The organism is Kitasatospora sp. NPDC029312, assembly GCF_055569215.1.
The window spans coordinates 29,585-49,837 of the sequence record NZ_JBVHXY010000054.1 but is presented as its reverse complement, the minus strand read 5'-3'; the positions used below and the strand labels follow the sequence as shown (position 1 = coordinate 49,837).

At 69.1% G+C, this 20,253-nt stretch carries 19 protein-coding genes; 7 read left to right on the top strand and 12 right to left on the bottom strand.

The window, feature by feature from the left end; all coding sequences use genetic code 11:
- The coding region (locus tag ACZ4WV_RS31490) for an acyl carrier protein (RefSeq protein WP_465752048.1) at nucleotides 1-278 on the top strand (278 nt) is incomplete at its 5' end.
- Between the two features lie 223 nt (nucleotides 279-501).
- Nucleotides 502-1,269, top strand: coding sequence for a hypothetical protein (locus ACZ4WV_RS31485; protein ID WP_465752047.1), 768 nt, complete (start codon nucleotides 502-504; stop codon nucleotides 1,267-1,269).
- Between the two features lie 220 nt (nucleotides 1,270-1,489).
- On the opposite strand, the gene ACZ4WV_RS31480 is transcribed toward ACZ4WV_RS31485, so the two are convergent.
- Together ACZ4WV_RS31480 and ACZ4WV_RS31475 are read right to left on the bottom strand one after the other, a co-directional pair.
- Nucleotides 1,490-1,900: a hypothetical protein gene (locus tag ACZ4WV_RS31480; protein WP_465752046.1), complete on the bottom strand. Its 411-nt coding sequence runs from the start codon at nucleotides 1,898-1,900 to the stop codon at nucleotides 1,490-1,492.
- Complete coding sequence (locus tag ACZ4WV_RS31475; RefSeq protein ID WP_465752045.1) at nucleotides 1,897-2,712, bottom strand: hypothetical protein; 816 nt, start codon at nucleotides 2,710-2,712, stop codon at nucleotides 1,897-1,899. The genes ACZ4WV_RS31480 and ACZ4WV_RS31475 overlap by 4 nt, the downstream gene beginning before the upstream one ends.
- Before the next feature lie 830 nt (nucleotides 2,713-3,542).
- On the opposite strand from ACZ4WV_RS31475, the gene ACZ4WV_RS31470 reads away from it, so the two are divergent.
- The gene (locus tag ACZ4WV_RS31470) at nucleotides 3,543-5,660 is read left to right on the top strand and encodes a hypothetical protein (RefSeq protein WP_465752044.1); all 2,118 of its coding nucleotides are present in this window, start codon (nucleotides 3,543-3,545) and stop codon (nucleotides 5,658-5,660) included.
- A gap of 46 nt (nucleotides 5,661-5,706) precedes the next feature.
- Here ACZ4WV_RS31470 and ACZ4WV_RS31465 read toward each other — a convergent pair whose 3' ends face one another.
- From ACZ4WV_RS31465 to ACZ4WV_RS31440, 6 genes are all read right to left on the bottom strand, one after another.
- Entirely contained in the window at nucleotides 5,707-7,281 is a 1,575-nt protein-coding gene (locus ACZ4WV_RS31465) for a hypothetical protein (RefSeq protein WP_465752043.1), read from the bottom strand.
- Complete coding sequence (locus ACZ4WV_RS31460) at nucleotides 7,230-8,267, bottom strand: hypothetical protein (RefSeq protein ID WP_465752042.1); 1,038 nt, start codon at nucleotides 8,265-8,267, stop codon at nucleotides 7,230-7,232. The genes ACZ4WV_RS31465 and ACZ4WV_RS31460 overlap by 52 nt, the downstream gene beginning before the upstream one ends.
- Nucleotides 8,264-8,590: a helix-turn-helix domain-containing protein gene (locus ACZ4WV_RS31455; protein ID WP_465752041.1), complete on the bottom strand. Its 327-nt coding sequence runs from the start codon at nucleotides 8,588-8,590 to the stop codon at nucleotides 8,264-8,266. The genes ACZ4WV_RS31460 and ACZ4WV_RS31455 overlap by 4 nt, the downstream gene beginning before the upstream one ends.
- Nucleotides 8,587-8,856: a tyrosine-type recombinase/integrase gene (locus tag ACZ4WV_RS31450; RefSeq protein WP_465752053.1), complete on the bottom strand. Its 270-nt coding sequence runs from the start codon at nucleotides 8,854-8,856 to the stop codon at nucleotides 8,587-8,589. The genes ACZ4WV_RS31455 and ACZ4WV_RS31450 overlap by 4 nt, the downstream gene beginning before the upstream one ends.
- Nucleotides 8,772-9,710, bottom strand: a complete 939-nt coding sequence (locus ACZ4WV_RS31445) for a tyrosine-type recombinase/integrase (protein ID WP_465752040.1) — start codon at nucleotides 9,708-9,710, stop codon at nucleotides 8,772-8,774. Before ACZ4WV_RS31445 ends, ACZ4WV_RS31450 begins: the two co-directional genes overlap by 85 nt.
- A gap of 110 nt (nucleotides 9,711-9,820) precedes the next feature.
- Entirely contained in the window at nucleotides 9,821-10,399 is a 579-nt protein-coding gene (locus tag ACZ4WV_RS31440; RefSeq protein ID WP_465752039.1) for a hypothetical protein, read from the bottom strand.
- A gap of 254 nt (nucleotides 10,400-10,653) precedes the next feature.
- Between ACZ4WV_RS31440 and ACZ4WV_RS31435 the strand changes: the two genes are divergently transcribed.
- Nucleotides 10,654-11,085, top strand: coding sequence for an SPW repeat protein (locus ACZ4WV_RS31435; RefSeq protein WP_465752038.1), 432 nt, complete (start codon nucleotides 10,654-10,656; stop codon nucleotides 11,083-11,085).
- A 256-nt stretch (nucleotides 11,086-11,341) separates the two neighbouring features.
- On the opposite strand, the gene ACZ4WV_RS31430 is transcribed toward ACZ4WV_RS31435, so the two are convergent.
- From ACZ4WV_RS31430 to ACZ4WV_RS31415, 4 genes are all read right to left on the bottom strand, one after another.
- Nucleotides 11,342-12,796, bottom strand: a complete 1,455-nt coding sequence (locus ACZ4WV_RS31430; protein WP_465752037.1) for a cation:proton antiporter domain-containing protein — start codon at nucleotides 12,794-12,796, stop codon at nucleotides 11,342-11,344.
- Between the two features lie 86 nt (nucleotides 12,797-12,882).
- Nucleotides 12,883-14,232 (bottom strand): SGNH/GDSL hydrolase family protein, encoded by a 1,350-nt coding sequence (locus tag ACZ4WV_RS31425; protein WP_465752036.1) that lies wholly within the window; start codon nucleotides 14,230-14,232, stop codon nucleotides 12,883-12,885.
- A 598-nt stretch (nucleotides 14,233-14,830) separates the two neighbouring features.
- Nucleotides 14,831-15,346, bottom strand: a complete 516-nt coding sequence (locus ACZ4WV_RS31420) for an HPP family protein (RefSeq protein WP_465752035.1) — start codon at nucleotides 15,344-15,346, stop codon at nucleotides 14,831-14,833.
- Nucleotides 15,347-15,785: 439 nt separating this feature from the next.
- The gene (locus ACZ4WV_RS31415; protein ID WP_465752034.1) at nucleotides 15,786-16,793 is read right to left on the bottom strand and encodes an SDR family oxidoreductase; all 1,008 of its coding nucleotides are present in this window, start codon (nucleotides 16,791-16,793) and stop codon (nucleotides 15,786-15,788) included.
- A gap of 910 nt (nucleotides 16,794-17,703) precedes the next feature.
- Here ACZ4WV_RS31415 and ACZ4WV_RS31410 point away from each other — a divergent pair.
- From ACZ4WV_RS31410 to ACZ4WV_RS31400, 3 genes are all read left to right on the top strand, one after another.
- The gene (locus tag ACZ4WV_RS31410; RefSeq protein WP_465752033.1) at nucleotides 17,704-18,798 is read left to right on the top strand and encodes a DUF2254 domain-containing protein; all 1,095 of its coding nucleotides are present in this window, start codon (nucleotides 17,704-17,706) and stop codon (nucleotides 18,796-18,798) included.
- 51 nt (nucleotides 18,799-18,849) lie between these two features.
- The gene (locus tag ACZ4WV_RS31405; protein WP_465752032.1) at nucleotides 18,850-19,062 is read left to right on the top strand and encodes a hypothetical protein; all 213 of its coding nucleotides are present in this window, start codon (nucleotides 18,850-18,852) and stop codon (nucleotides 19,060-19,062) included.
- Between the two features lie 121 nt (nucleotides 19,063-19,183).
- Nucleotides 19,184-20,248 carry a sodium:calcium antiporter gene (locus tag ACZ4WV_RS31400; protein WP_465752031.1) on the top strand — a complete coding sequence of 355 codons (1,065 nt, stop codon included), beginning with the start codon at nucleotides 19,184-19,186 and terminating at the stop codon, nucleotides 20,246-20,248.
- The last annotated feature ends 5 nt before the right edge of the window (nucleotides 20,249-20,253 follow it).

Here is a 20,253-nt window from a genome sequence, read left to right as displayed (position 1 = left end):
CCCTCGCCGAGGCCACCACCGACACCCACCGCCACGCCCTGCTCCAGCAGGCCGTCATCGAGCACGCCGCCACCGTCCTGCACCGCGACACCGACGCTCTCACCCCCACCACCGCGTTCAACGCCATCGGCCTGGACTCCCTGATGTCCACCGGCCTGCGCACCCGACTGGAAACCGACACCGGTCTGCGCATCCCGCCCAGCGTCATGTGGGCCCAGCCCACCCCCGCCGCCCTCGCCCACTACCTCCTCCAGCGCCTGGCCGCCGACCAGCAGTAGCCCGGTACCGCCTGACCGCCCCGGCGCCCCCGACGCCTTTCAGCGGCCTGCCCGGGCCGGTGAAAGGTGCCCGGGGGCGCCGCAGGCCACCCACAGGAGGGGCTTCGGTGTTCCCGGGCCGGCCCCGGCCCGGGAACCCGCCCGCGGAAACGGCACCCTCGACGACCGCGCCGCACCACACCCGCCTCGCTTCCGCTCTCACCCCCAAACGCGGGACCCGTCCATGACCGTTCGACAGCCGGCCGGTGTGCCGCCGCGCACCCGCCTCGCCGCCGCCCTGCGCGCCGTCCACCCCGTCCATGCCCCGCACTACGCCGAGATCGTCCGGGACCTCCTGGCGGGGTTCCTGCGCCGGAGCCGGAGCACCTGCCGCTCCGCCCCACCGCCGCCTGGCGCCGCCACGGCGACGGGCGCCCACCCGCCACCGGCACGGACCGCCGCACGGCACGGACACCACGTCGGCGACGCCCCCACCCCGCGGCCGCGGAAAGCGGCCACGGCGCAAGACCAGGACAACGAAAGGACACACGACACCATGGACAACTCGCGTCTCCTCCTCATCACCGGGCGCGGCAGGGTCACCGCCACCACCGTGCTCCCGCCCGAAGAGGGTTACCCGCGCAGCGAGGTCGTCAGCCAGGGCACCGGCCGGATCGCCGGCGCCCGGGCGCGCTTCCACCTCACCTACCAGCTGACCCACGTGTCGGGCACCGACACCACCGCCACCGGCCGCCTGCTGATCACCACCACGCGCGGCGAGCTGATCACCGGCCACTGGCTGGGCGCGGGCAAAACCACCCGCCACCCCACCCGAACCGTCCTCACCGGCTTCCTGGCCCTGGCCACCACCGCCCCCCGCTTCACCCACCTGGCGCAGCAGGTCCACACCTCCTGGCTCACGATCGACAACGACGGCACCAGCCACTTCACCATGACCGCCTGGAAGCCCCAACTCCCGGACTGGGCCGAAGACCACGACTTGGACCTGTGACCCACCCCGGCGGGCGCCCGCGCGCGGCACCGGCCCCAGGACCGGAGACCTTCGACGGCTCCAGCCGACCGAACACCGCACCGCGGCCCCGCCTGACCGTCCGCCCGAAGGCACCCCGTGCACGAGCTGCTGGAACTGATCCTCGCGCCGCAGCCGACGTCTCAGACTTCGCGGCCCTACCCCTGCCCCAGTCCTGCCGGGCCGTCACCGTGGCTGCCGTTCAGGTCCGGGGGCGGGGTGTGCCGGGAAAGGGGATGACGGTCTGACTCCGTGGTGGTTCGCGGAGTTGCTGGTTCTCCAGGGTCAGCTGATGGACGGCTCGGATGAGGGCGGTGCGGTCGGTGCGGAGCTGGGTGATCTCCTCGTTCTTGTTCGCGATCGTGGTCTTGAGCTTGGCGACGGTGGCACGCAGGCGGGCTTCGGTGTCCGGGACGGCTCCGCGGTCGGCGATCCGGGTGTAGAACTCGTTCTTCAGGTCCGGGTGGCGTTGGGTGAGGGCGTTGCGGGGGACGTCGGCTTCCTGGGCGAGGGCGACGATGGTCAGCGCGCCGGTGGAGTGCTCGGCGGTGCCGGCGAGGATGCGCTCCATGGCGGCGCGGATGCGAGCGCGTTCGTCGGGTGCGGGGCTCACGCCGGGTCCTGGTGGATGGTGCGGGTGCGGTCGTGGTGGTCGGCGTGGGCGTTCAGCCGTCGCGCGTTGGCGCGTAGGCGCTCGGCGACGGGGGCGGGTGCGTGGTCGGCCTGGCGGTCGAGAAGTTCGGCACGTCGGCGTAGTTGGGTGGCGTGGTGGTCGGTGCGGGCGATGTTGGTGCAGGTGGGCTGGCAGTGGTCGAGGAGGGGGGCTTGGGCCCGGTGGTCGCGGTGGCACAGGGCCTGGGCGGGTTTGTAGTGGCAGAGCACGAGGGCGTGGGGGTTGTCGTGGAGCGTGGCGTGGGGGAGGGCGAGTAGACGCCGGGCGGCCGTGGGGGTCAGCGTGGTGCCTTCGAAGCGGGGGGCATGGGCGGCGGTGGTGATGGCGTGGCGGGCGGCGGGGCCGGAGATGCCGGTGCCGGCGGCGAGGTCGTCGTGGAGGCGGGCGGCGGTGTCGGCGACGGCGCGGGCGGTTTCGATGTCGAGCAGGTCGTGGATGCCGTCGCGGCTGCGGGAGGCGTAGCCAGCGGAGACGAGGGTGAGCAAGTGTCCGTACTGGATGGCGAGAGCGACTAGGCCGCCGGGGCGGCGGGCGATGTGCCAGGCGAGGGTGCGGCGGAAGCGGGCGCTGATGACCCGGCCGTGGGGGTCGGGCGGGATACGGGCGCCGTCGAGGTGGTGCCGGGCCTGCTCGGCGTTGGCCCAGGCGATGAAGCCGTCGATGCACAACGCCATGGCGCCGAGCTTGACGGTGCCGGTCTCGGCGGGGTCGTGGGCATGGCGGTCGAAGAGCAGCGCACGGTCGGGGACCATCCGTTCCAGGACGCGGATGGCACGGACGACCGGGGCGATCGCGACCCAGGGGACGGCGCGTTCGGCGCCGCCGGAGAGGTAGTTGCCGTCCGGGTCAGTGGCGCCCTTGAACTCGTGGCCTCGAATCAGGTGGCGCCCGGCCGGTCCGGGTGCTGCCGGGTAGGGGGTCGGGGCAGCCGCCCGAGCGCAGACCGAGGACTACTGGCGGTAGGGGGTTATTCCGACCGTGCACTATTCCCTCTCTCGGATCCGGCGCGGCTGGACCCTGCGAGCGGCGAGTGGGCCTCTCCGGTGGGAAAGTGAAGCCGAAGGGTGCTGCCGTCCCGGAATGTCCAGAGGACATGTTCGGCTTGGATGGTGGGCGATGACGAGCTCGGGCGGTGGCGGGTGGCGGCCCCTGGGTGGGTGCGTCGAAGCAGGAGCCAGTGCAGGAACGGGCGGACGAGGTGTGCGCGGCTGCTTGCATGCGAGTTCGCACTCGTCACCCGAGGCGGCGATCACACGGATCGACGCCCAACAGAAACGCAGCTGACTCTCTCCTCGGCCTGCTGTCCTTCGACGGCATCGTCGTTGCCACCGTCACCGCCCGGGGAGCATGATCCGGAGACGGCAGGACTGCGGCGTTCCACCAGAACCACGTCGCGCCACTGCCTGTGTGGCGGCCCAGGCGCTTGCTGTTGACCGCTCGGAGCCAGCCCTGCCATGCGAGGCCAGCACGGCTGAACGGGTACGTCGATTGCGGGTGAAGTTCCGCGATGGCGATCGGACCGCCATTCCCATAGGTTGGAAGCAACGGCAATCGGTACTGCCCGGTCGTCTCGGGAGGACCAATGGTCGACGCGATGCCACTAGCTCAAGAAATCGAAAATCCTGACCCCAGGATAAAGAGCCTTCTCGACGAGGCATTCGAAAAGGCTCAGAAGGACAGCGAGCTGCAGACTGCGCTGCTCGAATCGAGGGAAGTTTCGCAGCAAATAGAAGCCAAGCGCTCAGATCTTCTCGCTGCAGTAAAAGAGCCTCTCATTCAATGGGAAAGATCACTAGCAGGGTCAAATCTTGGGAATCGGGAGTATAGGTTTAGGAAGATCCTGCTCTTGCTGTCGCTGCTCTTCCTCCCGCCAGTCGTGACAGTTTTTGTCCTGCACGGATTCTCTAGGAGTGCTGTGCTTCTGCTGGTGGTGGGCGCGGTCAATACCGTTTTGACCAGCTGGCTAACACTTCGAGGGAGGGAAAAGTCATACCGTTCCAAGCAGGAGTTCGCGGCAGCTGAGACTGACCTGAAGGTGCGGCTCGAAACAGAGTCCGCCTCTATCCTTTCTGCTATCGTAAACGCCGATCATGAGGACGCCACTTGGCAGATCCCACGCCTGCGAACCAGCACGGCACCGAGACTGGTCGAGCTCGACTCCACCAGCGGTGTACCTTCCGACTCAGTGGAACAGGTGTGGAAATTTATCGATGAGCACCGAACCTCGGCCATTGGTCTCAGCGGTCCGCGCGGAGTAGGGAAGACCACGGTGATGCAGAGCATCACCGTCCGTGATCCACGTAACTACCTTGGCGTCTACTTGCCGGTTCCGGTCTGGTACCAGGCTGAGGATTTTGTCCGTCTACTCCATGCCGAACTTGCTCGGGAGGTTTTGCGGGTCAACAACGCCGAGCCCATCACCCTGACCGGCCGGCCGTTTCGGCGAACGATGTTCAATCGGGCCGTTGTTAGCCTTATTCTTCTCTACGGCAGTGCTGGCATTTTTCTGCTGAATCGCCTCTCTCCGTACTGGAGGCTATCCGACTCAGATATCTTCGCCCTGACGCTCGGTTTCGTCGGCGTGCTCGTCGCAATCCCGACGTTCACATCTATGCTGATTCCTCAGTCGCGCTCCAGGGAACCGAAAGTGGTCACCCTGGCCCGTACCGCCCTGGACTCGCTGGAGTTCTCCACGAAACAGCAGCGCACCGCAAAGAATATCCTTAAGGCGAGCTTCATTCAGGTCGAGGATCAGGAACAGCTTGAGCTGGCAGAGAAAGAAAAGAGCCGTCCGGAGCGGGTTGCCTCTTTCAAGTCGTTTGCCGCGCAAATCTGCAAGGAGTCCGACCTTGAGATCATTTTGGCGCTTGACGAGCTAGACAAGATGGATGACCCAGCACAAGCTCTGTCGTTCATCAATGAGATCAAAGATCTCCTTCGTAACCCCGGCACCCATTTCCTTGTCTCGGTCTCCGAGGACGCCCTACAGAGTTTCGCCTTGCGGGGCGTCCCGCTGCGGGACGCGTTCGACTCGGCCTTCGATCTGATCACGCCGGTGCGGCGCTTCAGCATCGACGAGTCGAGAAACCTACTCAAGCACCGCGTACTCCAATTTCCCGACCCGCTAGTCCTTTATTGCCATTCGCTTAGCGGCGGGCTGCCGCGCGATCTCATCAGATCGGCCCGCGAATGCATCGACGTGCGGCGGTCCGCACCTGATGAAGTGGCTGTGCCGGATGTCGTGTACGAGGTAACCAAGAGGAAGAGCTTGAGTGTCGTCGAAGCCTTGGTCACACGGGGGCGCGAGGGCACCGGCTGCCTTGCGAGGACTGGTCTTGCTGTCATGTCTGCCATCGGGTCTGCGAACGACCCCAGCGCTCTCGTGACGGCGTTGGAGAACGGCGCCTTCCGCTTCTCAGGCGCTGACCCCGCGACTGCTGAAGACAGCATGAGCATCTCGGTCTGCCTCTGCTGCCTGGCAACCAGCTGTGCCTACTTCTCGCGGCGGCTGACCGGGCACCAATGGCGCAAGGAGAAGGAAGAGGGAAGGTCCAGCAAGGTGACAGCGCGAATCGCCGCAGCAGTGACATCCCTGCCGATCGACCCGTGCCAATCGGTGGTGTATCTCGCTCCGGTGCGAGCCAGCTCGGGGCCGCGGCTGTCGCGTCGATATCGACGCGCGCTCTATCACTCTCGGTAACGGATCAGACGTGTGCCAGAGCCATGGAGCCTGACCGTAGCCGCGATCATGAACGGTCCTGAGCGACCTTCTCCTCCAGGACCTGGAAGCTGGAAGCCGTCGCGTCCGGCGAGGCTGCATTGTGCCAGCTGGCGCTGCTGGCCCGCACCCGCCCGCAGTAGTGCGACGTCCGCCGGGCAGTCATCGCCCAGGCCACCGCCAACGCGACCTCCAGCAGGGGTTGCCCAGGCCCAGGAATGCCGCTGAAACTACCGTCTATTCTCTCCCTCTTCATCAACGCGAACGGCAAGGTATTCGGCCAGTCGCGCCGGGCATAGGCAACCCAGCGACGTGCGGTGTGGCGGTGCATCCCGGTCACGTCGGCGAGGATCGGGCTGGGAAGATCAGCGGCGAGGGCCGCCAGTGCCGCGTTGCGGGCCGTGCGAACCGCGATGCCGTGCCGGCCCAGCTTCTGGGTCATGCCGTGCGTCGAGATCGGCTTGCCGGGGACCATACCGGGAAAGAGCCACCGAGGGCCTGGGTGGGATCGCGAGAGCTGTGGCCGTAGCTCGGGCTGTTCAGCGAGACGTCGCAGGAGCTTGGCGAGACGCGGAGGCAGCAGCACGGGGTGACGACCCAGGACCAAATGGGTGTGCTTGTCACCGACCTTGAGGTGCTCGGGTGTCAGGTGACAGAGGCGTTCGGTCGACGGGCCGAACAGCAGGGTGATTGCGCCGGCTGCCCGGACATCCGCGGGCAGGGCCTCGTCGGTCAGGCACCGCTGGAGCAGTGGCCACCGCTCGTCCTCGTCGAGCAGGTCCTGGGGCTCCTGCCGTGGGATGGAGGGAACGGTGAGCTCGCGGGTCAGCTGGCGGCTCGTGGTCCATTTCAGGAAGTAGTGGACCAGGTAGCGCCGTTGGCTGGTGGCGCCGGCGATCCAGTCGTCGACGTGCTCCTGGGCGAGGTTGGCCAGGGCCAGCCCGCGCTGGTCCGTCCAGGCCAGGAAGTCCAGAGCGACGCTGATGCGGCGTCGCAGGTCGCGGTCGGCGGAGGCGGGATGGTGGCGGGTGGCTGCCCGTTGGCGGGCGCGTCGGAGCAGGAACCAGTGCAGGAACGGGCGGACGAGGTTGGCATGCGCGGCCGGCCTACCCGCGAGTTCGTGCTCCAGCCACCCGGGGATGCGTTCGATGTCTTCGTTTCGCGCATCCAAGATGTCTGTGTGGACAAGGAGTTGGCGAATATAGCGCTGGTTTCGGCTGGGCGGCAGCTCGTCCAGCAACTCGTGCGTGAGTTCGCACTCCTCGGCCGCCAGTTGAGCCAGGAGCTTGGTGTTCGGGCTCTCCTTGACCCACTGGATGGCGCGGAACGGTGAAGGAGCTTCCACCAGCGCGGCCGCGAGCGGTTCCAGCTGCGGAGCGACGGTGCCGTCGGGCCCGGCGAGCAGGGCGTTGACCCGCTCGGCGAGGACGCAGTGAGCGCATCTGCCGCGGCTGTGGGGGTTGCCGGCCCGGCCGCATTGGCGGCAGGTGTAGTCGACGGCGAAGCCGACGCAGGGGCCACAGACCCCGGTGCCGTCATCGCCCTGCGCAATCAGCGGCTGGACCGTGCCGCAGCGGGGGCACTCGACCGGTGACCGGAGCACGGCGGTGTAACAAACCCTGCAGACCGGTCCGATGGGCCATCGGGCGTTGACCGGCTTGGTCTGGCCGCAACGGGCGCATGTTTCCCCGGTGCGGGTGTGCCGGTAACAGGTGCCGCAGACCGGCCGGCCCTCCTGGTCACGGCTGACGCAGGGCGGACACGGGTGCAGATCGAGCAGGTCGCCTCGGGTCCCTGGTAGCAGCCGTCGCAGAGGTCCGGCTGCCCGTCTCGCGCGTTGCGGGCGATGCGCTTGAGCTGTCCGCACCGCCCGCACGGACGCCGTGGTCGGCGGTGACGGTTGTAGCAGAGGTGGTAGAGCGCGCCTTTCTCGTCGACGACGGCGGCGGCTGCGTTCTTGCCGCAACTCACGCAGGTGTGCATCGGGCGTTTCCAGCACTTGATGCACAGGCCGCGGCCGTCCTCGCGTCGCACCACGGGGTGTCGGAGCTCACCGCAGTCGGCGCACTCCTCGAACGTGGCGGGGTCCGTGCGGTAGCAGCGGTTGCAGATCGGGCCCTCGGGGCGCCGGGCGACGGCTCGCTGGCCGTCGCGGTGGCAGCGCGCGCAGGTTTCGCGGTTTCGGCTTCGGGCGGCGCAGGATCCGCAGAGTCGTCCTTCGGGACAGAGTTGTCGCAGGTCAGAGCGGATCATTCCGCAGTGCGCGCATCCTGGGCGAACGACCGGATGGCCGGCTTCGTGCAGCACCTGGGCCAGCCGCAGCAGGACGGGCGGGCAGAGGGAACTGCCCGAGGTCAGTGCGTCGGGGTGGGCGGCCATGTGATCGGCCAGTTCTTCCAGGAACCGTGCCGCCCCGCGTACGGGGATCGGCACCGCCGCTTCCAGGGCCGCCTCCGCGTCGGCGGTGCCGAGCACCGGCAGGGCTTTGGTGATCTCGCCGACAGCGGCGTTCGTGGCGGCTTCCATTCGTGCCGCCTGCGCGGCGAGCCGGGCGATGACCGACGGGGCGGTCGGCGAGGGGGCGGTCACAGGCCCTCCGGCCGTCGGATCGCGGTCCGGCGCGCGGCCGGCAGCGGGCTGGGCGTCTCACCGCCGGCGGTCTTGCGTACCTCCTGATTGACGACCTGGATCTCGATGAGGTCGTTGGGCTGGCAGGCGAGGATGTCGCACAGAGCTGCGAGGGTGTCCATCGACAGCCGCTGCGGCGGCTGGGTGACCAGGCGGAAGACCTGCTCGCGTGAGAGGCTGACGCCTCGTTCGGCCAGCAGCGGCACCAGGTCGCTGGTCTGGAACATGTCCCGGTCGGCCATGAGCTTGCGAAGGTTCCAGCGGTAGCCCATCTTCTTGATCACTTCGGGTCCTCCCAGATTCCGGGGTATCGCTGGCCCAACTTCTTGTGCAGCAGCCGGTTTCGGTACTCGTCCGAGACGCCGGTGTAGAGGGCTGTTGTGCTCGCGTAGCCGTGGCCGGTCTGGTCTTGGATGAACCGCGCCGGGTAGTCAAATTCTGTCAAATGGGTGATATAGGAATGCCTTAGGCAGTGCAGTTCGAGCTCTTCGGGCAGGCCGGCGGCCTCCTTGGCGGCTCCGAAGGCTTCGTTCGCCGAGCGGCGAGACAGGCGCCCGCAGCGTTCGGTGACCCAGATTGCGGGGTGCTCCCCGCGTTGAACCGGGGCCTGACCTCGGTCAGGTAGTGGTCGAGGTCGTCGACGATCCAGTCCATCTCGGGGACGGTGAAGATGGTGCGGCGCTTGGGTGGGCTGCTCTTGGAGGCCTTGCCCCAGCGCACGAACACCGCCCCGTGGCGCCTGTACTGCGGGGCCTTCGGATTTCGCCGGAGGTCGGCCAAGTCGAGGCCGACGTTCTCCCGGCGCCGCATGCCATAGGCGTAGTAGGTCTTGATCAGGGCGGAGTCGCGCATCGCGGTCAACACGCCCTTGCGTCCGCGCTTTCGGATCTCCTCGACTCGTCCGTCGGCGGCGTCGAACAGATCCTGGATCTCGTCGTAGGTCAGCGGTCGGCGGCTCGGGTCGCCCTCGTACTCGCTGACGTGGGTGACGGTGTTCCACTCATGGAGGATCTGGACTGGCACCTGCCCGAACCGCTCCTGGCAGACGGACATCCAGCCGTACCGCAGATCGGTGATGAACTCGCAGAACAACCGCAGGTGGTTCTGGTAGTTGCGGCCGCTCGACACCGTGAACGTCGGCGTCTTCGCCCGGAGATGGTCGATGAACGCCTCGAACTCGGCTGGCTGCCACTGCCACGGGTACTGGTTGGAGAACTCGGCGAACCGGCGGACCAGCGACAACCGCGGCTTGATGGTCCCGTCCCAGTTCAGGAAGCGGGCCCGCTGCTGCTTGGTCCACCCCTCCAGCATCGCCTCGAACACCGCGGGCTCGGGGTCCAGGTAGGAGATCCCGTCCACGAGCATCAGGTGAGCCGCACCCGCCAAATCGGCAGCCTTCGCCACTCCAGCCTCCGTTGCGTTAGGTACAACGTTGTTGAGACAACTTCCGCTGGATGCAAGAGCCGCTGGTAGACCGTCTGCGGGGCGCGAGAAGATGGCGGAGCGGACGTCTGTCACCTGCGGATTCGCGGTTTCCTGAACCCTGCAGAGTGCTGCATCGGATGCAACTCCGCCCCTTTCTCGCCCGGACGCATGCCGGTGAGGTAGGCGATGACAATGAAGCAGGCGGTGCCGAGGTGGCGCCGCAGCACGGGCGCCTCGTGGAAGCCGATCGACGTCCGCCAGGGCCGGCCGTCGACGCGTCCGGTCACCTCGGCGGCGAGCGGGCACGGGCCCGGACGCTCGACCGCGAGGCGCGCCAGGCCGTGCTCGGCGGCGTAGGCCCTGATCTGCATGACCGTGGCGCCGCTGACGGCCTGCAGATAGGCGCTCGACAGGCACACGGCGCCCTTGCGGATGGGGGTGGGCAGCGGCGAGCCGGCGGCGAGGACCGGGCCGAGGTAGTCGTGCAGCGCCTGCCTGCGGGTCTCGAAGCTCCCGGTCGTAGTGCGGGCGCGGGCCTGAAGGAGGTCACGCTCGGCGCTCGCGCCGAGGATGTCGTCGGCGAAGTCCTCGACCCCGCGCAGCGCGCAGTCGAGCAGCGGTGCCATGGTCTGCTCGGCGATCGGTTCGGTGCTGTTCTCCCCTCGCACGGTGCGGGCGGTGGGCAGGTACCCGTCGATGCCGTCCGCACTCTCACAGGCACCTTCACATGGGCGTCACCATCGAGCCTGCGCCTGATCGTTGCCTTTCACAGCGGCGCTCGGCCGCACAGGCCTGTCGGACAAGTGTGCGCTCATGTCGAGAACGCGGCGAATTCTTCCGATTTTTGCCCTATGCAAACGTATCGTGCTGGCTTGTCCGGGTAGGACCTTATTAGGGTTCCAGCCAATGAGAGGAGTTCACCATGACTGCGCCCACATCACGCCGGATCGAAGACCACCCGGACATCGTCGCCCTGCGTGCGCACTCGGAGGCCGTCGTCTCGAGGCCGGGCGCCCAGGCGGTCGAAGGGCTGTGCGTGCTGTCCGGGCTGTACCTGGCCGCGTCGGCTTGGATCGTCGGGTTCGACACGCTCCGCACGATCGCCGTGAACAACCTCATCGTGGGCATCGCCTTCGCTCTGCTGACGGCGGGCCTCGGTTCGGCCTACGAGCGGACGCACGCGATGAGCTGGGGCGCACTCGGCATCGGTGTGTGGACGATCATCGCGCCATGGGTCGTGTCCGGACCGGTCGACACGACGGCGGTCATCGCCAGCAACGTCGCGGTCGGCAGCGTGTGCCTCGTCCTCGCGCTTGCCAAGGCCGCGATGGGAGCCAGCGGCGCCCGACGTTGAGTGGCCGGCCGCGCCGGCTACGCGACCGCCGGCGATGAAGGCGGTAGGCCGGACGCGGGTGTGGTGGTCTTACTGCCAGGCATAGCGGTCACGGGACAACTCACGGAAAGGGGGAACTACCAGCGCGTGCTGCGGTGCCCTGGGCGGCACCGCAGCACGAGCATGACACGCAGCGCTGTCGACCGCGGATCCCCGTCGATCAGATGCGTTCTCGTGCGAGTTCAGGTCGGCCACGTGCAACGCGGCCCGGTGGTCGTCACGCTGACCGAAACAGTCCGAGCGCGTCCTGCGCGTCCGCGCTTTCCACCAGTAGGAGGACCTCGTCACCGGCACGTAGCACGGTGGCGTCGTTCACCGCGACCAGCCCTCGCCTGCGGATGACGAGGCTGAGCCACGCTCCCTCGGGCAGGCCCAGGTCGGCGACCGCCGTCCCGTCCGCCGGCGAGCCCGGCTCGACCGTGACGCGCCGCGCGCTCTCAGGCCGGTCTGACAGCCGGATCCCCAGCGCCCATGGCTCCAAGTCCCCGAGCCGCATCGGCACCCGGCACCAGCGCGCGAGAGCGGGCACGAGCGAGCCCTGTACAACAACGGAGAACGCCACCGCGATGAACACCGCGTCGTAGAGTCGCTGTGCCTGGGCCCGGCCGGAGGTCAGGATGAAGCTGCCCAGCAGCACCGGCACCGCGCCCTTGAGGCCGGTGAATGCCAGGAAGACCCGCTCACCCATTCGCAGGCGCAGTGGCCAGGCAAGTGCCAGGATCACCAGGGGCCGCACCACGAGCACGAGGAGCACCGCCAGTACCAGGCCGACCTCCCAGGCCCCTTGTGTGGCCAGGGTGCGTACGGGGATGGTGAGGCCGAGCAGGGTGAACGCGGTGATCTCCGCGAGGCTGGCCAGGGCGGCGTGGAAGTGCAGGATCTCGCCCTTGTAGGGAGCGTGGACGTCGCCGAGCAGGACGCCGGCGATGAACACCGCGAGGAAGCCCGAGCCGTGGGCGGCTGTTGCCAGCCCGTACAGGGCGAACGCCCCGGCCAGGGCCCGTAGGGGGTAGAGGCCCTCGCTCGGAAGCGGGACCCGGCGCACGAACCAGGACAGGCCCAGCCCGCCGGCGACGCCCACGGCCGCTCCTACGGTCATCTGTTCGGTGAATTCCACCAAGACGGTGCCGCCCGCGCTGAACGGGTCTCCGGCTGCCAGGAGTCCGACCATGAGGGCGATGGAGACCGGGTCGTTGGCGCCAGCTTCGCCCTGGAGGAGCAGCCCGGTGCGGCCGGTCATCTCGCGTCGGCCCAGGACCGAGAACACCACAGCGGGGTCGGTCGGGGCGAGGGCGGTGGCGAGCAGCAGGGCGGCGGTCGAGGTCAGACCGGTCAGCCGGGCGGCGACGGCGAGCAGTACGGTCGTGCCGATCGTGCCGGCGACTCCGAGCCAGGTGACCGCTGCCGCGTTCGGGCGCAGGCGGCGCCAGCCGATGTCCATGCCGCCGTGGAAGAGCAGCACGACCAGGGCGAGGGAGACCGTTTGCTGGACGGTGCCGATTGGCAGCCGCGCCAGCCCCGGGACGAGGTCGGAGGCGACGGCGGCGGCCATTAGGAAGAAGGCCGGTGCGGGGATCCGGACCCGGGCACTGAACCGGCTGGAGAGCACAGCCGCGCTGACGGCGAGCGCAACCACCGCCACCGTGAGGCCGAACCGTGCCGTCGACTCCACACACGACCTCCTCTCTGCTTGGCTGCGGCTCCGAGGCCCGGATCAGTGCCCCATCGGAGCCGGGGATTCTCCGCATCGCACAGGGTTCACCCACTCGGACCGGCGAGGGCCCGCTGGTCGGCCAGAGCGATCGCGACCTCGCCGGCGGCGTTGGGGTGCAACGGCGCCTGATCGGCCGCCCCCTGGACGAACGGCTGGCTGCTGCAGAGTTCGTGACCGGCGAAGTCCGCGCGCACGACCGCGAAGCCCGCGGTTGCAGCCCCCTCGCGCAGAACCGTGTTCAGGTCCTCCAGCCTGGCCCTCAGCGACCTGGTCTTCGCCGTAGTCAAGCCCTGCCCAGCCAGGCAGCCGGTGTCGGTGCCGAACGGATCGTAGTACTCGTTGACGATCACCCGTGGGTGGCCCGGCAGGGCCGCGAGCTGGGTGAGCAGATCCCGGTAATCCGCCGCGAACCGGGCCAGCTGCGCCTGAAAGAACGCGGTGGTGGCCCGGTCGCCGCAGTCGGAAGCGGCGGCACACAGTCTGGTCAGGTCCGCCCAGTGGATGTCATTCGCGCCGATGCTGACGATCACCGCGATGGAGGTGGTGGCCCGCTGGGCCTCGGACAGCTGCGGCGCCACCGCCTGCGTGCCAGTGATCTGCACTCCGAGCACGCCGGCCTGGACGGTCGCGCCGGAGCATGCGAGGTTCAACACCTTCCATCGGTTGACGGCAGCCAACTGGAGGGCGAAGGAGTCGGCGCTGCGCCCACAGGCCCGGTCCAACGGGTCGGCGTCCGGCAGTGGCCGGTTCCCGGCGCCGGCGGCGGTGGAGTCCCCCAGTACCACCGCGCGCACAGCACTCAACGTGGGCTCGACCGGCTGCGGCACCGGCGTCAGGGGTGCAGATCCGACCAGCTCCGACAGCAAGCGCACGGTGCGGAGCCTGTCCGGTGTACCTGCCGCCAGCAAGTAGAAGCCGAGCGTGTTGGCGGCGACCACGGTTGCCACTCCGGCCGTCACGACGGCCGCCACCGTGCGTCCCCGCATCCGTCGGGCCCCGGTCACTGCCACGAGCACCAGCACGACCAGGCCCGCCGCGATCAGGGTCTCCCACAGCCCGTAGCGGATCCACCCTTCGGCCAACCGATCGCCCACCACAGTCAGCGCGCCGTGGTTCCCCGACTGCAGCAGCTGAGCGACCTCGGCATTGGGGGTGATGTGCGAGAGCCTGAGCCGTGGACGGATCGGCCCGTCGAAATGCGGCAGCGTCGCGAGCGTCTGCCCGAACAGCTCCAGCCGTCCCGGCCCGGACCAGCTCCAGGTCAACGGCGCCGCACCCACCTGCACTGTCTGCCCCGCCGCCGACACCGACTGGACCGGCGCGATCCGAACCGCCACCCAGACCGCTGCCAGGGCGAGCGTGACCAGCCCCAGCAGCCACCAGAGCGCCACCATCCACCGCGGACCGCTGATCCTCCTCACCGCCACAAAGCACCCGCGCGCGTCTGCTCGGGGACTCTCGACCAGCCCATGCCGTGCCGGCGGCCTCGGGCCCTCACGTCACCGAGGAGGCGACGAACGTCCGCCACGATCGGGCTGCCCCAGCAGACGAACGGAGCGAACACGGCAAGGACTCCCAACCGCCGGGGACCCGCGCGACCGGACGGACTGTACAACCTCGCATGGGGACGGACCCGTGACGCTTGCCCGGACTGAGCAGGGTTCAACCGCCCTCCCCCCATGCGGCCCTCGGGTGGGTGATTCCGTAGCCGTCGATGCCGGAGTGAGGGGCTTGCTGCGGCTGGCCGAGCGGCCGCTGACGGTCATTGGGTCGTCGAGGCCGAGGAGACGGTCGCCCCGGCGGGCGACGTCGAGGGCAGGTGCGACACCAGTCAACTCTCGTGGCAGTGAGTTGGACCTTCCTGGGCCCAGCTGTCCTTATGGTGAGCGGGAGCGGCAGACCGTCGAGCTTGGGGACGCCCGAGAGGCCCGGCGGGTTTTCGCCCCGGGTCAACTCGATGTGGCCAGGGCGGGAAGCCATTGATGTGCGAAATCACTTCTTCTCCGTGTCATTGCCATCGCCGCTCAGCAGTGCGTCGATCACCGCGGCGACCACGATGACGAACCCCAGCCCGGTGAGCATGCCGTACAACGGAGGGCCTGGTCGCGAGATGCCGGAGGTGATCAGAAGAGTGGTCGCCGCGGCGGGTGGGTGGCTGATCCGGAACAGCGAGAGCGCCAGCACGGTCAGCGCCACACCCAGGGCTTGCGCGCCGATCTGCGCGAAGGAGTCGATGCCGTTCTCCGCGACCGACGGATGGTGCCATAGACCGAACGCCGCCAGGCAGCCCAGACCGCACAGGGCCGCCCCGCCATGGCCAAGCGCCGCGTCCCGGATCCGGCCGTCCGACTTCGCCCCCGGGCGCAGCAGCAGGTAGGCGGTCGGACCCAGCGTGGTGGTGAGCAGCACCCAGCCCAGCGCGTGCCCCGTCAGTCCGACCACGGCCAGCAAAGCGCCGCAGGCCAACCCTCGCCACAGGGCGGTGCCGAGCCTGCCAGCCGCCTTCACCGCTTGGTGCCTCTCCAGTCACTGCACCACCGGGTCACCCTGGATTGCGGTCGGGGGGCAGCTGGGCTGCGCGTGGATGCCGATAGTCTTTGCCACGCGGTTCGAGCCTGCACCGTCGAGGCGACGCAGAACAAAGTCGCGACAGTGGCATCGGAGAAGCCGATGCGGCGCCGATTCGGGTCCGCGGCGGCAAGGGCGATCATCGACAGGGCGTGGGCGAGGTCGATGACGGCGCCCAGCCGTGCCGCGCGCGGGCCGAGGCGGACGGTGACCGCCGCCTGGGCAAGGTGGCGCATGCCGAGCACTCGGGCCACTGCGCGGGCCCGCGCGTCGGGTCGATGGCCGGTCACAAGGTACGTCAGGGTGCTGGGCCGGTATACCAGGAGCGTGCCGTAGAGAGCCCGGGCGGCCGGGAGCCACAACCGGGTGGCGGTGAACGTCACCGAAGCCGCCGGGACACGGCCAGCGCGGCGCCCGCACCGACCGTCGCGCCGGTCAGGACACACAGGGCCCTGGCGTGCTGGGAGGCCCAGAGCTGGAGGCTCCGGGAGTGACCCTGCTCGTCGAAGACGCCGTGCGCCCCGTGATCGGTGCCGCCGTCACCGTCGACCGGCTCCCACAGGTTGTTCGGCCGGTCCGGTCCGACGCGGTCACCGGTCTGCTGGGAGTCATAGCCCGTCCGGGCGAGGTAGCGGTCGAGCAGCGGCGCGGCCGCCTTCTGCGCCAGGATGGTGGCGGCCGTGCTCCCACCCACCCAGTACTGCTTGCGCCCCGGGTGGTCCGCCGCGAAGGCCACCGCCCGGGCACACACCTCGGGCTGGTAGATGGGCGGCACCGGCTGGGGATGGCGCGGCAGCCGGGAGAGCACCCAGGAGAACTGCGGGGTGTTGGCGGCCGGCATTTGGACAACGGTGACGCGCACCTTGCTGCCCGTGTGCAGCAGCTCGCAGCGCAGGGACTCGGTGAACCCGTTGACGGCGTGCTTGGCGCCGCAGTACGCGGACTGCAGGGGAATCGCGCGGGCCCCCAGCGCCGAGCCGACCTGGACGATCGTGCCCCGGTCGCGCGGCTTCATCCGCTCCAGCGCGGCCATCGTGCCGTACACGAAGCCCAGGTACGCCACCTCGGTGACCCGCCGGAACTCCTCCGGCCGGATCTCGTCGAAGGGCGCGAACACGGAGGTGAAGGCGACGTTGATCCACACGTCGATCGCGCCGAACCGCTCCTCCGCCAGGTCGGCGGCTGAGGAGACAGCCTCCTGGTCGGCCACGTCCGTGGGCACGACCAGCGCCGTGCCCCCGGCCCGTTCGACGTCACGGGCCGCCGCCTCCAGGCCGGCGCGGCCACGAGCGAGAAGGACCACGTTGTCCCCGCGTCGCCCGTACAGCTGTGCGGTGGCCCGGCCGATGCCGGCACTGGCCCCGGTGATCACCACGGTCTGGCTCATGTCACTCCGATCATGTCGCAATCGTGTCGGTCGGATCAGGAGTCCGCGTCGCCCGGTCGTGGACCGGGCGCTTCCCGGGGGAAGGCCCGGCACCCTAGAGGAGCAGGGCGTGGATGAATGCCTGAACAGGTTGCGCGTACTGTCGCTGTCTCATGTCGTATTCCTGCGCGAGCAGGGCTGGGGCCCGCAAGAGACCCGATTGCGACTGAAGAGCCGCACGGCGCGGTAAGTGTGGCGTTGCTGGTACCCGGCGGGGGCCAGGGGCGAATGGGCGCAGGAGTAGTACGCGGTGCTCGGTCCTTCGGCCGGCAGCGCTCCGCGCGAACGGGCGGAGGCAGGAGGGAAGCGTCGGTCCGTGGCTGCTCGGCCGGCACTTGCGCACGTGGAGTCCGAAGGTCAAGGCTCGCTGCCCTCGGCGTGCAAGCCCCACGACGATCAGGCCGCCTGACAAGCGGCGTCTTCGCTCGCCAATCGACCCCCTCATGGCTCACCCGGAGCGCCTCATGGTCTGCAGGACTTTGCGATGGGGCATGGCTCCTCCTTCATGGTCACGGAGTGCCACCGTGCCGCTTCGGGCACCGACGCGTACCCGTGGGAGCGACGTAGCTAACCGCCGTTGAGCGGAAGGTCACCTAGGAGAACCCGCGACGCGCCGTTACCTGGCTAGGCGTACAGTCGTCGTGCCGAGGCTGGTCCGTGACCTGGTGGGCGCAGGAGGCTCTTGGCAGCCGGGCGTTGCTCCCGGTTGTAGTCGTGCTTCCCCGGCGTCTGGCCGTCGTTGCTGGCACGGTTGCGCTGTGGCTTCGGGCCGGAGCCAGGAGTTGTACGGGTACCGCGCCGAAGGCTGACGGTGTCAGCGAGTCGCCGCTGGACCAGCCAGATCGCCAGGGTGATCCGGTATGACGGAGAGGTGGCACTGCGACGTCTGCTGTGGGAGGACCGTGCTGAGCGGTCACGATCGCCGTTGTGGCTGTGGCCGGTGATCGGTGGAGCGATTGCGTTCGGAACCGCCCTGGTGTTGTCGTGGGTGCGGCCTGCGCCACGGGGGGCCGCTCACTTCCTGTGGCCGGGGGACGCGGACTCGGCTGCCACGGCCCTTCAGGCGGTCGCGACGACTTCGGTGACGGTGACCACCCTGACGTTCAGTCTGACGGTGGTGACGCTGCAGCTGGCCTCGCAGCAGTTCTCGCCCAGGCTGCTGCGGCGGTACGGGCGCGACCGAGCCACCAAGACGGTGCTGACGGTGCTCACCGTGACGTTCGTCTTCACTCTAACGATGCTGTCTTTCCTCGACCGGCGCCGGGACGTTCCGGCGCTCGCCCTGTGCCTCGCCGTCCTGCTGGGCCTCGCCTCGCTGGCCGCCGTGTTGGGGTACCTCACCCACATCGTCCGGGAGATCCGGGTGGACTCCATGATGCTCGCCGTCCACAAAGAGACCCGGCAAGCCATCCGTCTCTTCTACCCCGCCCGCGAGGCCCCGAGCCCACGCTCGCCCGACGAACTCGACTTCGACGAGGCGCGGGGCAGCGTGGTCCGTGCGCGCCACAGCGGGTTCGTGCGGCTGATCGACACTGCGGGGCTGGTGGAGGCGGCACGTAGGCACGATGCGGTGATCCGCCTGGGCGTGCGCTGCGGTGACCTCCTGATCAACGGGACACCCGTCGCGACCGTCTGGGAACGGGACCCCGGCGCTGCGCCAGAACTCCGCGCGGAATCCGTCGCGGACGGGGTCTGGGCCACTCTCGAGCTCGGGTACGAGAGGACCCTCGAACAGGACGTGGCGTTCGGTTTCCGGCAGTTGGAGGACATCGCAGTGAAGGCGATGTCGCCGGCCATCAACGACCCTGTGACCGCCTGCACGGCGGTTGGCCACATGGCGGACCTGCTCGTGCAGCTGTCGGCCGTGCGGATGGGGGCGACGGCGCACTGCGATGCACAAGGCGTGGTGCGGGCGGTGGTTCCTGACCGGGACATGCGCTACTACCTCGACCTCGCCTGTGGGTAACTGCGACGGGTCGCCGCCGGCGAACCCACCGTCCTGGCCTCGCTCCTACGGATGCTGCGCGACCTGGCGACGGTCTTGCGGGACGGCGAGCACGCCGCCGATGTACTGCGAGCAGCGGACCTGGTGCGTGCCGCACTGGACCCTGCCCTGTCGGACGCGGAGGCAGAACCGGTCCACGACCTGTACGCCCGCGTCCTGGCAGCTCTGGGCGGCCAGGTGGACCAGGCCTACGCGGATCGTGCCGGCGAGACCCGATCGGTGTGAGCTTCCGCGACTCGCCCGCACTCCGTCCAGCCCGGTCGGGGCTCAGTCCGGACGGTCTGCTGACCGGGTGGTACCCGGCCGCCTGGTGCTTCCGTGCAAGGGACCGGGGTACGCGAGCCGCATGGGATCTTTGGGCTCGCCGCTGCTGCTGGTGTTGTTCCTCGCGAGTGGGGCGGTGATCTGGGCAGCGGGGATCAAGCTGTCCGACTCCACCGATGTGCTGGCCGAACGGCTGCATCTGGGCAGCGCGCTGGGCGGGTTGATCCTCCTGGCGATTGCCACCAACCTGCCGGAGTTGGCCATCACCGCGAGTGCCGCGTTGGCCGGCCAGCTGGACGTAGCGGTCGGCAACATCCTGGGCGGCATCGCCCTCCAGACGGTGGTGCTGGTGGTGTTGGACGCCGCCGGGGTGCGCCCGCGGGCACCGCTGACCCGGCTGGCGGCCAGCCTGCTGCTCGTCCTCGAAGGCGTGCTGGTGGTGGTCCTGCTGGCGGTGGTCGTGATGGGCACCCAGCTGTCCGCCGACCTGTCCTTTGCCCGGCTGGCCCCGGCCTCGCTCGCCATCGCCGTGTTGTGGGTGGTCGGCTTGCTGCTGCTGAACCGCGCCAACAAGGGGCTGCCCTGGCGCGAGGGCGGAGACGCTCCCGATGCCCAGTCCGAGCCGCGCGGCCACTCGCGCGGCAAGAAGGAAAAGGCCGCCAGCGACAAAGGCGTCACCACCACGCGCGCGGCTGTCGTCTTCGCCGCCTCCGCCGCAGCCACGCTGGTCGCCGGCGTGGTCATCGAGCGCAGCGGTGAGGAGTTCTTCGCCCGGCAAGGACTGAGCGGCATCCTGTTCGGCGCCACCGTGCTCGCCGCCGCCACCTCGCTGCCGGAAGTCAGCACCGGCCTGACCTCGACCCGCCTGGGCGACTACCAGCTGGCAATCAGTGACATCTTCGGCGGAAACGCCTTCCTGCCGGTGCTGTTCCTGCTCGCCACCGTCCTGTCCGGCACCCCGGTGCTGCCAGCCGCCCATCACACGGACATCTACCTCACCGCGCTGGGCACCGTGCTGACCGCCGTCTACGTCGCCGGGCTGATCTTCCGCCCCAAACGGCAGTACTTGCGTATGGGCGTCGACAGCATCGCTGTCCTGGTCATCTACGTGATCGGCATCATCGGTCTCGCCACCATCGGAAGCTGACCGTC

What these genes read in the sequence shown, in the direction of transcription:
- ACZ4WV_RS31425 (WP_465752036.1), bottom strand. Translation starts at nt 14,232, where the DNA reads ATGGTGGCGCTCTGGTGGCTGCTGGGGCTGGTCACGCTCGCCCTGGCA.
- ACZ4WV_RS31485 (WP_465752047.1), top strand. Translation starts at nt 502, where the DNA reads ATGACCGTTCGACAGCCGGCCGGTGTGCCGCCGCGCACCCGCCTCGCC.
- ACZ4WV_RS31475 (WP_465752045.1), bottom strand. Translation starts at nt 2,712, where the DNA reads ATGGTCCCCGACCGTGCGCTGCTCTTCGACCGCCATGCCCACGACCCC.
- ACZ4WV_RS31435 (WP_465752038.1), top strand. Translation starts at nt 10,654, where the DNA reads ATGACTGCGCCCACATCACGCCGGATCGAAGACCACCCGGACATCGTC.
- ACZ4WV_RS31470 (WP_465752044.1), top strand. Translation starts at nt 3,543, where the DNA reads ATGGTCGACGCGATGCCACTAGCTCAAGAAATCGAAAATCCTGACCCC.
- ACZ4WV_RS31405 (WP_465752032.1), top strand. Translation starts at nt 18,850, where the DNA reads ATGCTGCGCGACCTGGCGACGGTCTTGCGGGACGGCGAGCACGCCGCC.
- ACZ4WV_RS31400 (WP_465752031.1), top strand. Translation starts at nt 19,184, where the DNA reads ATGGGATCTTTGGGCTCGCCGCTGCTGCTGGTGTTGTTCCTCGCGAGT.
- ACZ4WV_RS31415 (WP_465752034.1), bottom strand. Translation starts at nt 16,793, where the DNA reads ATGAGCCAGACCGTGGTGATCACCGGGGCCAGTGCCGGCATCGGCCGG.